This window comes from Streptomyces sp. NPDC006879, assembly GCF_042869595.1.
In the GTDB taxonomy this organism is placed as follows: domain Bacteria; phylum Actinomycetota; class Actinomycetes; order Streptomycetales; family Streptomycetaceae; genus Streptomyces.
On sequence record NZ_JBIAGC010000071.1, the window covers coordinates 1 to 13472 of the forward strand.

10 protein-coding genes are annotated in these 13472 nt (G+C 67.7%); all 10 read right to left on the reverse strand.

Annotated features, from left to right (window positions below; translation table 11 throughout):
• Positions 1–495: 495 nt before the first annotated feature.
• Complete coding sequence (locus ACFYMC_RS28710; protein WP_388530750.1) at positions 496–2418, reverse strand: TIGR03960 family B12-binding radical SAM protein; 1923 nt, start codon at positions 2416–2418, stop codon at positions 496–498.
• Positions 2419–2501: 83 nt separating this feature from the next.
• Positions 2502–4025 (reverse strand): CHAD domain-containing protein, encoded by a 1524-nt coding sequence (locus ACFYMC_RS28715; RefSeq protein ID WP_388530753.1) that lies wholly within the window; start codon positions 4023–4025, stop codon positions 2502–2504.
• Between the two features lie 222 nt (positions 4026–4247).
• Entirely contained in the window at positions 4248–5447 is a 1200-nt protein-coding gene (rodA, locus tag ACFYMC_RS28720) for a rod shape-determining protein RodA (protein WP_388530756.1), read from the reverse strand.
• Positions 5447–7615, reverse strand: coding sequence for a penicillin-binding protein 2 (mrdA, locus tag ACFYMC_RS28725; protein ID WP_388530759.1), 2169 nt, complete (start codon positions 7613–7615; stop codon positions 5447–5449). Before mrdA ends, rodA begins: the two co-directional genes overlap by 1 nt.
• On the reverse strand, positions 7612–8289 hold the full coding sequence (gene mreD / locus ACFYMC_RS28730) for a rod shape-determining protein MreD (RefSeq protein WP_388530762.1): 678 nt from the start codon (positions 8287–8289) through the stop codon (positions 7612–7614). The genes mrdA and mreD overlap by 4 nt, the downstream gene beginning before the upstream one ends.
• Before the next feature lie 12 nt (positions 8290–8301).
• Positions 8302–9300, reverse strand: coding sequence for a rod shape-determining protein MreC (mreC, locus tag ACFYMC_RS28735; protein WP_388530765.1), 999 nt, complete (start codon positions 9298–9300; stop codon positions 8302–8304).
• Positions 9301–9470: 170 nt separating this feature from the next.
• Positions 9471–10490 (reverse strand): rod shape-determining protein, encoded by a 1020-nt coding sequence (locus ACFYMC_RS28740; protein ID WP_125647420.1) that lies wholly within the window; start codon positions 10488–10490, stop codon positions 9471–9473.
• A gap of 278 nt (positions 10491–10768) precedes the next feature.
• Positions 10769–11182 carry a nucleoside-diphosphate kinase gene (ndk, locus tag ACFYMC_RS28745; RefSeq protein WP_388530769.1) on the reverse strand — a complete coding sequence of 138 codons (414 nt, stop codon included), beginning with the start codon at positions 11180–11182 and terminating at the stop codon, positions 10769–10771.
• Between the two features lie 66 nt (positions 11183–11248).
• Positions 11249–11608: a DUF4233 domain-containing protein gene (locus ACFYMC_RS28750; protein ID WP_388530775.1), complete on the reverse strand. Its 360-nt coding sequence runs from the start codon at positions 11606–11608 to the stop codon at positions 11249–11251.
• A gap of 2 nt (positions 11609–11610) precedes the next feature.
• Positions 11611–13149, reverse strand: coding sequence for a bifunctional folylpolyglutamate synthase/dihydrofolate synthase (locus ACFYMC_RS28755; RefSeq protein ID WP_388530772.1), 1539 nt, complete (start codon positions 13147–13149; stop codon positions 11611–11613).
• Positions 13150–13472: the final 323 nt, after the last annotated feature.

Here is a 13472-nt window from a genome sequence, read left to right on the forward strand (position 1 = left end):
GCGGCTTCTTCTTCCCCATGCTCTCCATGATGGACATCATCCTTCCGGGGGCGAAGCCCCTGATCAGGAGTGTCCGTCAAAGCGGATCAAGCCCACCGTGATCTCCGGACTCGGGATCTTTACCGACGAACCGTAAGGCCATGGTGTCCCTCCCTGTCGAGCGCGTTGCGCCTGGTTGCACGACCTTCACTCTGTCGGAACCTGCGGGTCAAGAGGGCATGTTCACCCCGATCCGACCCGATGCTGTCCATCGGCGCCACGCAAAAGGCGCCCGGACCCTTACGGCCCGGACGCCTCTCATCAGCTACACCCACTCGACCGCCGAGACGATGCCCGGATCTTGCCGAGGAGCAGGGAGCGGCGTGCGCCGCACAGGGCGGGAAGCCTGCTCCCGCCCCCTCGTCCCGAGCTCCCGAAGGATCTCGGTACGCTCCGCCTCGCTCATGCCAGCGAGCGTCTCAGCCATCCTCTGGACGGCATCGCCGCTGGTCACGGCTACTTCTTGACCTCAAGCGGGAGCAGCTTCTTGCCCGTCGGTCCTACTTGTGGCCATGTGTCGAACTGAGGGCAGACACCGCAGTCGAAGCAAGGGGTCCAGCGGCAGTCCTCGACCTCGGTTTCGTCGAGGGCGTCCTGCCAGTCCTCCCAGAGCCAGTCCTTGTCGAGGCCTGAGTCGAGGTGGTCCCAAGGCAGGACCTCCTCGTAGGTGCGCTCGCGGGTGGTGTACCAGGCGACGTCGACTCCGTACTCGGGCAGGGTCTTCTCGGCGGCCTCCATCCAGCGGTCGTAGCTGAAGTGCTCACGCCAGCCGTCGAAGCGGCCCCCCGACTCGTACACCGCGCGGATGACCGATCCGATGCGCCGGTCGCCCCGGGAGAGCAGCCCCTCGACGATGCCGGGCTTGCCGTCGTGGTAGCGGAACCCGATGGAACGGCCGTACTTCTTGTCGCCGCGGATCTTGTCGCGCAGCTTTTCGAGGCGCGCGTCGGTCTCCTCGGCGGACAGTTGCGGCGCCCACTGGAAGGGGGTGTGCGGCTTCGGGACGAATCCACCGATGGAGACGGTGCAGCGGATGTCGTTCTGTCCGGAGACCTTGCGACCCTCGGCGATGACCTTGACGGCCATATCGCCGATCTGGAGGACGTCCTCGTCGGTCTCGGTGGGAAGGCCGCACATGAAGTACAGCTTGACCTGGCGCCAGCCGTTCCCGTAGGCCGTGGAGACGGTGCGGATCAGGTCCTCCTCGGAGACCATCTTGTTGATGACCTTCCTCATTCGCTCGGAGCCGCCCTCGGGGGCGAAGGTGAGACCGGATCGCCGACCGTTGCGGGTCAGTTCGTTGGCCAGGTCCACGTTGAAGGCGTCCACCCGGGTGGACGGCAGCGACAGACCGATCTTGTCCTCTTCGTAGCGGTCCGCGAGGCCCTTGGCGATGTCGCCGATCTCGGTGTGGTCCGCGGAGGACAGCGACAGCAGGCCGACCTCCTCGAAACCGGTCGCCTTCAGGCCCTTCTCCACCATCTCGCCGATGCCGGTGATGCTTCGCTCCCGCACGGGGCGCGTGATCATGCCGGCCTGGCAGAAACGGCAGCCGCGGGTGCAACCGCGGAAGATCTCGACGGACATCCGCTCGTGGACGGTCTCGGCGAGCGGGACGAGCGGCTGCTTCGGGTACGGCCACTCGTCGAGGTCCATCACGGTGTGCTTGGACACGCGCCAGGGCACACCGGAGCGGTTCGGCACCACGCGGCCGATGCGGCCGTCCGGGAGGTACTCGACGTCGTAGAAGCCCGGCACGTAGACGTTTCCGGTCTTCGCGAGGCGGAAGAGGACCTCTTCGCGCCCTCCCGGACGGCCTTCGGCCTTCCAGGTGCGGATGATCTCGGTCATGTCGAGGACGGCCTGCTCGCCGTCGCCGATGACCGCGCAGTCGATGAATTCGGCGATCGGCTCGGGGTTGAAGGCCGCGTGACCTCCGGCGAGCACGATCGGGTGGTCCACCGTCCGGTCCCGGGCGGCGAGCGGAATACCCGCCAGGTCCAGGGCGGTGAGCATGTTGGTGTAGCCGAGCTCCGTGGAGAAGCTGAGGCCGAAGACGTCGAAGGCCGAGACCGGCCGGTGCGAGTCGACGGTGAACTGGGGGACCTGGTGCTCTCGCATCAGTTCTTCGAGGTCGGGCCAGACGCTGTAGGTGCGCTCGGCGAGCACGCCCTCGCGCTCGTTCAGTACCTCGTAGAGGATCATGACGCCCTGGTTGGGGAGTCCGACCTCGTAGGCGTCGGGGTACATGAGCGCCCAGCGGACGTCACACTCTTCCCACGGCTTGACCGTGGAGTTGAGCTCTCCGCCGACGTACTGAATGGGCTTCTGCACATGCGGGAGCAGAGCTTCGAGCTGTGGGAAGACCGACTCGGACATCACGCGACTTTCGGAAGCTGGGCAGGGGGCGACTCTCAAGCGTAACGCGTTCAGAGGTCGCCCCCGGCACGGTCGCCAGCCGGTCAACCGCCCAGCGCGGCCCGTAGAGCGGGGGTGGCGGCGTTGGCCCAGACCTCCGGCAGCTCGCGTTCCCTCCGTTGCGCCAGCGCCTCTTCCCGGCCGTAGAGCAGCCCCCAGGTGAAGCCGGACTCCCCCACGCCCTGCGCCTGCGCGGCCAGGACGCGCAGGGCCTGACGGGCTACGACGCTGTCCTGGTGGTCTCCCAGCAACGTCTGGACCTTCTTGATCCGTTTGGCCAGCCGGGCGGATGGACGGCCAAGGGCCGGGACGGCCGCCTCGGCAGCGTAGCGGGCGCGCTTGGCGGCCTTGCGTGCTTCGTGCAGGGCGAGGTCGCGTTCTTCGCCCGGGGCGAGCGTCAGGGCGTGGTCGATGCGGCCGGACAGCCGCTCGTAGTCGCGCAGTACGGCCCGCGGGAAGGTCTTGGTGGGTGGGCGGGTGGCGGCGGAGAGCAGCGGGGGCTCGGCAAGCAGGGCGTCGAGGGTGTCGAGGAGCACCAGGTATCGGGGGCTGTCGAGGACGGCGAGGGTGCGGCGGCGCGACCCGGATCGGCGGGCTCGGTTCCAGCTCTTCAGCCGGGCCCGGACGGGGCCCATCACCAGGCCTTGGGGTACTTCGGCGAGGTGCCCTTGGAGGCGCTCCATGAGTACCTCCTGGTCCCGGTCGACGCCGAGTTCGCCGGCGAGCCATTTCAGTTCCTCGCCGATCGGATCGGTGACTTTGCGGTCGATGACCTTCCGATAGGTCTTGAAGGCGCCGCGCATCCTGCGGGTGGCGACCCGCATCTGGTGCACGGAGTCGGCGAGCTCCCTGCGCACGGCCGGGTCGTAGTCGATGAGTGCGTCCCGTTGTTCCCGAAGGTAGGCAAGAACGTACTCGCCGGTGTCGGAGGGCGGGGCGGGTGGGGTCGCGGGTACGAGGTCGCCGGTTTCGACGAGGGCCCGGGCGAGTTTGGAGGGGGAGTCGGAGTGCTTGAGGCCGGCCTTGCTGAGGGTTCGGCCGATGGTTTCGAGGAGGCGTGCAGGCACTTCCTCGGCGAGTTCCACCTCCACTTCGGTCCAGTTGGCGGCTTCGCCGCCGGGCAGCCGTTCGGCGTGCACGGTGTCGGTGCTGAGTTCGGCGAGGAGGCAGCCGTTCCGGTCGAGGAGGTGTCGTACCTCGCGTGCGGACCGCAGACGGACCAGGGGGACGAGGCCGCCCTCGCGCACCCGGGAGCGCACCAGGTCGGCGAGGGTCTGGGGGACGGTGTCGGAGAGCGGGGCGCGCAGTTCGTCCCGTACGCCGGGGGCGATCGGGAACTTGAGGTGCCAGCCGGCGTCCTGGCCCCCGGTGCGGCGGCGCAGGGTGAGTGAGGCGGCGGCTAGTCGTCGGTCGGGGGTGTCGTAGTAGACGGCGTCGAGGTGCACGGTTCCCGTCTCCTGGTCGGCCGCGATGGGGCCGACTCCGGTCAGGTCGGGCACCCCTTTGCGACCGGCTTTGACCGAAGTGAATTCGAACTTGCGCTCAATCTCGCGCTTCGTGTCCGCCATGAACCAGATATTGCCCCTACTGGCGCCATCTACGCAGCCCACTGCCCGATGGCCTCGATTGAAGACGCTCCGTCGTCACCAACGGGCCACGACGGCGGTCGCAGCGCCTCGGCGGGCGGGCGGAGACGACTGTCGGAGCTCCACCGAGGTGTGTCCCTCCATCCTTGCGATGGAGCCGCGTCCGAGGCCCCGCACCGCTCCACCGAGGACGAGGGAGCGCCCTCAGGCGGACATCGGCCGCTGCACCTTGATCGACTGGAGCAGGCCCACCGCGACCCAGACGGCGAACATCGAGGATCCTCCATAGGACACGAAGGGCAGCGGAAGCCCGGCCACCGGCATGATCCCGAGCGTCATCCCGATGTTCTCGAAGGACTGGAAGGCGAACCAGGCGATGATCCCGGACGCGACGATCGTCCCGTACAGCTCCGTGGTGGCCCGCGCGATCAGACAGGCACGCCACAGCAAGACCCCCAAGAGCACCAGGATCAGGCCGGCCCCGACGAACCCCAGCTCCTCGCCAGCCACCGTGAAGACGAAGTCGGTCTGCTGCTCCGGTACGAACTGACCGGTCGTCTGCGAGCCCTTGAACAACCCGGCCCCCAACAGCCTGCCCGAACCGATGGCGATCCGTGCCTGGTTGGTGTTGTAGCCGACACCGGCGGGATCCAGATCCGGATTGGCGAAGGCCGCGAAGCGGTTGATCTGGTATTCGTCGAGTACGCCCAGTTGCCAGACCAGCACCGCGCCGAGGGCTCCGGAACCGATCAGCCCGATCACCCAGCGGTTGGAGGCGCCCGAGGCGAGCAGCACCCCCAGCACGATCACCACCATGACCATCACGGAGCCGAGGTCGGGCATCAGCATGACGATGCCCATCGGCAGGGCGGCCAGGCACAGCGCCTTGACCACCGTGTTGTGGTCGGGATAGGGCTGATCGCCCGCGTCTACCCGGGCGGCCAGCAGCATCGCCATCACCAGGATGATGGTGATCTTGACGAACTCGGAGGGCTGGAGGGAGAAGCCGCCGCCGACCACGATCCACGCGTGCGCACCGTTGATGGTGGCGCCCAACGGGGTCAGCACGGCCGTCACCAGCAAGACGGACAGCGCGTAGAGGACCGGAACCGCGCCACGCAGGGTGCGGTGACCAAGCCAGACGGTGCCGATCATCAGCACCAAACCGATTCCGGCGTTCAGGCAGTGCCGGAACAGGAAGTAGTACGGATCGCCCTGGTTGAGTTGGGTGCGGTTGCGGGTGGCGGACCACACGAGCAACGCGCCGATGAAGGACAGCGCGAGTGCGCAGAACAGTATCGGCCAGTCCAACCGGCGCATCAGCGAATCACGGGCGGTCAGTCTGGCCCAGACGCCACGCTCGGGCGAGTAGCGCGAGACGGAGAAGGAGTTGGACCCGGGCATCAGTCGCGCCACCCCGATGGCGGCCCGGCGAGGGCCGCGGGGTCCTCTTCCTTGGGCTTCTCCGGCTCGTAGGGGCGGATCACCGGGGCGTCGATGACGCCATCCTTGTTGATCTTGGGGAGCGTGCGCTGGGGCTTCGGCAACAACGCCTTACTCAGGTCCTGGTTGCCCTCTTTGTCCAGCCCGTACATCGCGTCGTAGATGTTTCGCACGAAGGGGCCGGAAGCACCGGAACCGGTACCGCCCTGGGCGATCGTCATGACGATCGTGTAGTCCTCGGTGTAAGTGGCGAACCACGAGGTGGTCTGCTTGCCATAGACCTCGGCGGTACCCGTCTTCGCGTGCATCGGGATCTTGTCCTGCGGCCAGCCGCCGAAGCGCCAGGCGGCGGTGCCCCGGGTGGCGACGCCGGCGAGGGCACCGTCTATCTGCTTCCTGGTCTCGGCGCTCATCGGCAGCCGGCCGTGCGACTTGGGCGCGATCTCGCGGACCTCCTTGCCGTCGGGGCTGACGACCGCCTTGCCCAGCGTGGGGTTCCACATGGTCCCGCCGTTCGCGATGGCCGAGTAGATGACGGCCATCTGGATCGGGGTGACGAGGGTGTCACCCTGGCCGATCGAGTAGTTGACGGAGTCACCTGCACGCATCAGGTTGCCTTCGAGGCAGTTCTCGTAGGACAGCTGCTGGATGTAGTCGCCGCCCTTCTTGCCGATCTTGCACCAGTAGTCCTTGTTCAGCTCCCAGAAGTCCTGCTTCCAGGCGCGGTCCGGGATCCGGCCGGAGACCTCGCCCGGCAGGTCCACGCCCGTCTCCTTGCCCAGGCCAAACTGGTGAGCGGTCTTGTAGAAGATCTCGGCGGGCCTCTTCTTCGGGTGCAGGCCCCCGTCCAACTGCCACTGCTTGTGCGCCAGTGCGTAGAAGACGGTGTCACAGGAGACCTCAAGGGCCTGGCCGAGAGTGATGGAACCGTGCCCCTGGGACTCGAAGTTCTTGAAGACCTGGCCGCCGATGGAGTACGAGCTCGGGCAGGGATAGCGGCCATCGAACTCGTACCCGGCGTTGACCGCCGCGGTGACCGGGACCACCTTGAAGATGGAGCCGGGGGCGGCCATGCCCTGGATGGCCCGGTTCATCAACGGGACGTTCGACTTCTTGTCCAGAAGCTTCTTGTAGTCCTTGGCGGAGATCCCACCGACCCAGACGTTGGGGTCGTACGTCGGATTCGAGGCCATCGCGATGACCCGACCGGTCTTGGACTCCAACACCACGACAGCACCGGAATCCGCCTTGTAGTTGACGCCGGTGTTGCGGTCAACCACCTTGCGGGCCTCTTTCATGGCCGCGTTCAGCTGGTACTCCGCCACGGCCTGAACCCGGGCGTCGATGCTGGTCACCAGGTTGGCGCCGGGGATGGCGGGGTCGTTCTCGGCCTCCCCGATGACCCGCCCGAGGTTGTCCACCTCGTAGCGGGTCACACCGGCCTTGCCACGCAGGTCCTTGTCATAGGTGCGCTCCAAGCCCGAGCGGCCCACCTGGTCCGAACGCAGGAACGGCGACCGGGTGTCCTTCGCCTTGAGGATCTCCTCGTCCGTCACCGGCGAGAGGTAGCCGAGCACCTGACCGCTGTTGGAACTGCCCGGTCCCGGGTAACGGCGGACCGCGGTGGGCTCGGCCGTGATGCCGGGGAAGTCCTCGGCTCGCTCACGGATCTGCAGGGCCTGCTGGGTGGTCGCCTCGTCGGTGACCGGAATCGGCTGGTAGGGCGATCCGTTCCAGCAGGGCTGCGGCGTCTGGGAGTCACACAGCCGGACCTTGTCCATGACCTCCTTGGGAGTCATGTCCAGTACGCCGGCCAGTCGGGTCAGTACGCCCTTGCCCTTGTCCTTTATCTTCATCAGCTCAGTGCGGCTGGCGGAGACGACCAGACGGGTTTCGTTGTCGGCAAGCGGAATGCCGCGTGCGTCGAGGATCGAGCCGCGCACCGCAGGCTGGACCACCTGCTGGACATGGTTGTTCTTCGCCTCGGTGCTGTACTCATCGCCGTTTCGGATCTGCAGGTACCACAGCCGGCCGCCGAGGGTGAGCAGCAGCGAGAAGACGATCATCTGAAGGATGACGAGCCGGATCTGAACCCGATGGGTGCGTCCCGTCTCCGGAATGTTCGTCACAGCTTCTTGACCCCCTTGATGCGTCCGGCCCGCTGCGCGCGGCTACGGGCAGCCCGGATGCGCAAGCCACCGCGCTGGCTCCCGATCCGCAGTCCGGTGCCGCCCGCCAGCCAACCACTGGCGACGTCGGCGCCCTGGGCCGGCCCGGCATTGGCCTCCACCGCCATCGGATCACTCTCGGCACGCCGGGCGAGCGCCATGAGCAGGGGGACGGCGAACGGTGCGAGCAGCACGTCGTACAGGGCGGCGGTGAACAACAGCCCGGGCAGACCCACATGGCGGACCGCGTCGTCGCCGACCAACGCGCCCACCGCGCCGTACATCAGGGTCGAGCCGAGGGCGGCGGCGACCACGACGAGCAGCGGCGGCATTGCCGAACGGAAACGACCGTTGTCCGGGCGGGCGAGCCCGGCGAGGTATCCGATGACGCACAACACCAGGGCGTAGCGGCCGGCAGCATGGTCCGCGGGCGGTGCGAGATCGCTCAGGAGCCCGGCGGCGAACCCGATCAGGGCCCCGCTGACGTGCCCGTAGACCATGGCCAGGGCGACCACGGTCAGCAGCACCAGGTCGGGTACGGCGCCCGGCAGCTGGAGCCGCGCCAGGACGGTCACCTGGACGACGAGGGCCACCACGATGAAGGTGCCGGAGAGCAGAATCCGGTTGAAGCGCATGGGGATCAGCTCCTAGTCCTCGGTCTGCTGGGGGGTGGGCTGCTGGCCGTCCACCTGTTGCCCGGCCTGACTGTCAGCGAGCCGGTCGGTCCCGGTACTGGCCGAAGGGCTCGCCGTCACGGTCACGGTGGGGACGGGCTTGGGCTTCGCGGGGCGGGGCGGCAACACCGTGTCGCGCGGGTCCTCACGCGGCGGTTGCACGACTACCCCGACGATGTCCAGACGGGAGAACCCGACGTACGGGCGTACCCAGACGGTGCGAGTGAGGCCGCCGCCTGACGGATCGACGCGGACCACCTCACCGAGCGGAACGCCGGGTACGAACGGCCGGTCACCACGGGAGCCGAAGGTGACCAGACGGTCCCCCGGCTTTACCTTGGCCTTGCCGTTGAGCATCTGCACGCTGAGCGTCTGGCCGCCCTGGCCGGTGGCGAAGCCGAGCTCGCCGGTCTTCTCCAGACGAGTGCCGACGGTGAAGTCGGGGTCGTTGGCCAGGAGGACGGTGGCGGTGTCCGGGCCGACCGTGGTCACCCGTCCGACGAGACCGTCGCCGTTGAGAACGGTCATGTCCCGCGTGATGCCGTCCTTGCTGCCGGCATCGATGGTGACCGTCCAGGAGAAGCCCTGGGCGGCCCCTATGGCGATGACCTCGGCGCCCTTGATTCCGTACTGGCCGGCACCGGCCTTCTTCAGCATCTCGTCGAGCTCGCGCACCCGGCTGCGGTTGCGGTCGTCGCTTCCGACCTTCACCTTCAAGGCCGCGTTCTCGCGTTCGAGTTCGGCGATCCGGTTGTGGCGCTTGCCGGAGTCCCGTACTGCTCCTATGGCGTTGGCGACCGGGTCGACCGCGGTGGCCACGCCCTGCTCCACCGGTCCCAACACGGCGGCGGCAGCCTGCCGGGCACCGTGCACCGGCGACCCTTCACCCGCCCTGATGTCCACGGTGATCAGCGCGAACGCGATGGCGACCAGCAGTACCAGGAGCAGCCGGCTCTCTCGTGTGTCCCTCACGTGCGGCGGCCGTGCCTTCCTCGTAGATGTCCCGTGCGGTGCGGGCCGCCCCCAAAGAACCGGGGCTCGCACCGGACTGTGCCTGTATATCAACGATCCGCCGTACGGGCGTGACAGCACCCGTACGGCGGATCCGGTGTCCGTGGTGCCCCTTTGACCGCGGCCCGGGATCAGCGCCGGGGCTGGGCGTCCAGAACCTGCTGGAGCGCCTCGAACTCCTCGACGCACTTGCCGGAGCCGAGGGCAACCGAGTCCAGCGGGTCCTCGGCGATGTGGATGGGCATCCCGGTTTCACGCCTTAGCCGCTCGTCGAGACCGCGCAGCAGAGCGCCTCCGCCGGTGAGGACGATGCCGCGGTCCATGATGTCGCCGGAGAGCTCGGGCGGACACTTGTCCAGGGTCGTCTTGACCGCGTCCACGATGGCGTTGACCGGCTCCTCGATGGCCTTGCGGACCTCGGCGGCCGAGATGACCACCGTCTTGGGCAGACCGGATACGAGGTCACGGCCCCGGATTTCGGTGTGCTCGTCCTTGTCGAGGTCGTAGGCGGAACCAATGGTGATCTTGATCTGCTCGGCGGTGCGCTCTCCCAGGAGCAGGCTGTACTCCTTCTTGATGTGCTGGATGATCGCATTGTCCAGCTCGTCGCCGGCCACCCGGATGGACTGTGCCGTGACGATTCCGCCGAGCGAGATGACCGCCACTTCGGTGGTGCCACCGCCGATGTCGACCACCATGTTTCCGGTGGCCTCGTGCACCGGCAGGCCCGAACCGATCGCCGCGGCCATCGGCTCTTCGATGATGTGCACCTGGCGTGCGCCCGCCTGGGTGGAAGCCTCGATGACGGCGCGGCGCTCGACTCCGGTGATACCGGAGGGCACACAGACCACGACACGCGGGCGTGCCAGGTAGCGGCGTTTGTGGATCTTGAGGATGAAGTAGCGGAGCATCCGCTCGGTGATCTCGAAGTCGGCGATGACGCCGTCCTTGAGCGGGCGCACGGCGACGATGTTGCCGGGCGTGCGGCCGATCATCTTCTTCGCCTCGGAGCCTACAGCCAGGATGCCGCCGGTGTTGGTGTTGATCGCGACCACGGAAGGCTCGTTGAGAACGATGCCCCGGCCCCTCACGTACACCAGCGTGTTGGCGGTCCCGAGGTCGACAGCCATGTCACGGCCGATGAACGACATTGAGTTCCCCTTGTTCCCCATGAGGAGCGTCTGGCCTTCCCGTGTGGACGGTACTGTCAGGTCGGCGAGGTGGGTGTGGGTGGTGGCCCCATCGTAGTGCCGAGGTTCAGGACCTCGCGCGACGGGACTCCGCTGCGCCCGCCGGAACGGGTACCCGCCCCCCTATTGGTGACGTTGTGTCTGCATCAGTCGTTCCCGCCCTTGTCCGGTAATACCAAAGGGCGACCGAAATTACTTCGGTCGCCCCAGGTCATGAGCGCTATTCGGTTGACCTCACATCAGACCAGAGCGGGGAAGAAGAGCTTCAGCTCTCGCTCCGCGGACTCCTCGGAGTCCGAGGCGTGGACCAGGTTCTCCCGCACGATCGTGCCGAAGTCGCCGCGGATCGAACCGGGGGCGGCGGCGATCGGATCGGTCGGACCGGCCAGGGTCCGCATGCCGTCGATGACTCGCTCCCCCTCGACCACGAGGGCGACGACCGGACCGGAAGCCATGAAGCCCATCAGGGGCTCGTAGAACGGCTTGCCCTTGTGCTCGCCGTAGTGGGCCTCCAGGGTCTGTGCATCGAGAGTACGCAGCTCAAGGGCGGGAATCGTCCAGCCGGCCTTCCGCTCGATGCGTCCGATGATCTCGCCGATCAGACCGCGGCGGACTGCATCCGGCTTGAGCAGGACGAGCGTGCGCTGGCTCACGGTAGGGGCTCCTTTGGTACGTACGGAGTGCGGGTGTCCGAGGCTACAGGGCCGAATGGCGGGTGGTCACACAGCGTCAGGGTCACCCTCGGCCTCGGCCAGTCGCGCCGCCCACAACGCCTTCGCGGCGTCGATCCGGCGGCCGTACTTCACCGAGGCCCACCACAGCAGACCGAAGAGCACACCGAGGACGAACATCTCGCCGACCACGAAACCGCTCAGGAAGAGACCGATCTGCAGTGCCCAACCGATCTGGACGGCACCGGGCCGGGACAGCATGCCGCACAGCAACAAGGACAGCAGCATGCCGATACCGCACACCGTCCAGACCGTGGCCTGGGACAGGTCGCCCTTCATCGCCACCAGCCCGGCGAACCCGATCACCAGGAACTCGGAGATCAGCGTCGAGGCGCACAGGGTCCGCACGGTCAACGCCTCCCGAGCAGGAGCCGGGCGTCGCCGACGGTGAAGACAGAGCCGGTGACGAGGACTCCGGCTCCCGCGTACTCGCCCTCCTCCTCGGCCAGCGTGATCGCAGCCTCCAGAGCGTCGTCGAGCCGCGGCTCGACCTGCACCCGGTCCACGCCGAACACCTCGACCGCGAGGGCGGCCAGCGCATCCAAGTCCATGGACCGGTGCGTGGAGTTCTGCGTGATGACGACCTCGGCGAGGATCGGCTCGAAGGCTTCGAAGACCCCCCGGACGTCCTTGCCCTCACTGGTGGCCAGCACGCCGATCAGCCGGGTGAAGCCGAACGCCTCGGTCACCGCCTCCGCCGTCACCCGAGCACCCGCCGGATTGTGCGCGGCGTCCAGGACGATCGTGGGGCTGCGCCGCACCACCTCCATTCGGCCCGGCGAGGTCACGGTGGCGAAGGCAGCCCGAACGGTGTCCACATCCAGCGGACTGGCCTGGTGCGCGCCGATCCCGAAGAACGCCTCCACGGCGGCCAGCGCCACAGCGGCGTTGTGCGCCATATGAGCGCCGTGCAGAGGGAGGAAGACGTCCTCGTACTCGCCGCCCAGGCCCCGCAGCGTCAGCCGCTGGCCGCCGACGGCGACCTCACGTGCCATGACGCCGAACTCCATGCCGGCCCGGGCCACCGTGGCGTCGACCTCGACGGCCCGCTTGAGCAGTGCCTGGGCCGCGTCGACAGGCTGCTGGGCCAGGATGGCGGTGGCACCGGGCTTGATGATGCCGCCCTTCTCCAGGGCGATCTCCCCCACGGTCCCCCCGAGCCGGTCGGTGTGGTCGAGGTCTATGGGGGTGATGACGGCGACGGAGGAGTCGATGACGTTGGTGGCGTCCCAGGTGCCCCCCATGCCGACCTCGACCACGGCGACGTCCACCGGTGCGTCCGCGAAGGCCGCGTACGCCATGGCAGTCATCACCTCGAAGAAGGACAGGCGGTAGTCCTCCTTGGCGTCGACCATCTCCACGTAGGGCCTGATGTCACGGTAGGTCTCGATGAAGCGCTCGGCGTCCATCGGTACCCCGTCGAGGCTGATGCGTTCGGTGATCAGCTGGACGTGGGGGCTGGTGTACCTGCCGGTGCGCAGCTCGAAGGCGCTCAGGAGCGCCTCGATCATACGGGCGGTGGAGGTCTTGCCGTTGGTGCCGGTGATGTGGATGGAGGGGTAGGCGCGCTGCGGCTCGCCGAGGACGTCCATCAGGGCGGCGATCCGCTGCACCGAAGGGTCCAGTTTGGTCTCGCCCCAGCGGCCGGCGAGTTCCTCCTCCACCTCGCGCAGGGCCCGGTCGACTTCCGGGTCGCTCGGGCGGGTAGGAACGGGGTCCCCCTGCGGCGGCCCGGCCTGGGCTCGCAAGGTCCGGCTGCCTGCCTCGATCACGGCAAGGTCGGGATCGCGGTCGGTTTCCGCGTCGACGATCTGGTGGAATTCGTCGGACACACCGAACTCGCCGGTCGCACCGAATTCGTCGTCACTGGGCTGGGGCTGCTCACTCACGCGACCAGTCTACGGACGCGATGGTGCAGGACTTTCAGCCCGGCCGTTTCAGGACCCTCGGCAAGGGTTGCGGCCTGATCGTTATGTGGGCGTCGGACGGTCGACGAGGTAGCAAATGCCGCAGGCCGACAGCGAAAGGACATTGCTTACCCGGGAGGTCAGGATCCGCGTGGCTGCGGCGAACCTGCTGGTCCACGCCGTGGAAAGGGGAGCGTGCCGAAGGGGCCGTCCGGGGGGGGTGCCTCTATGTCTTTCGTCAAGGCGCCTGTGTGGGGTTTGGGGTGGTTCGGGGTTGCTGGGGTTATGCGGCGAGTTCGACGTCT

Excerpts from the sequence above, each read along its gene's own strand:
- mreD (WP_388530762.1), bottom strand. The coding sequence starts at position 8,289 with ATGCGCTTCAACCGGATTCTGCTCTCCGGCACCTTCATCGTGGTGGCC.
- rodA (WP_388530756.1), bottom strand. The coding sequence starts at position 5,447 with ATGCCCGGGTCCAACTCCTTCTCCGTCTCGCGCTACTCGCCCGAGCGT.
- ACFYMC_RS28710 (WP_388530750.1), bottom strand. The coding sequence starts at position 2,418 with ATGTCCGAGTCGGTCTTCCCACAGCTCGAAGCTCTGCTCCCGCATGTG.
- ACFYMC_RS28715 (WP_388530753.1), bottom strand. The coding sequence starts at position 4,025 with ATGGCGGACACGAAGCGCGAGATTGAGCGCAAGTTCGAATTCACTTCG.
- ACFYMC_RS28740 (WP_125647420.1), bottom strand. The coding sequence starts at position 10,490 with ATGTCGTTCATCGGCCGTGACATGGCTGTCGACCTCGGGACCGCCAAC.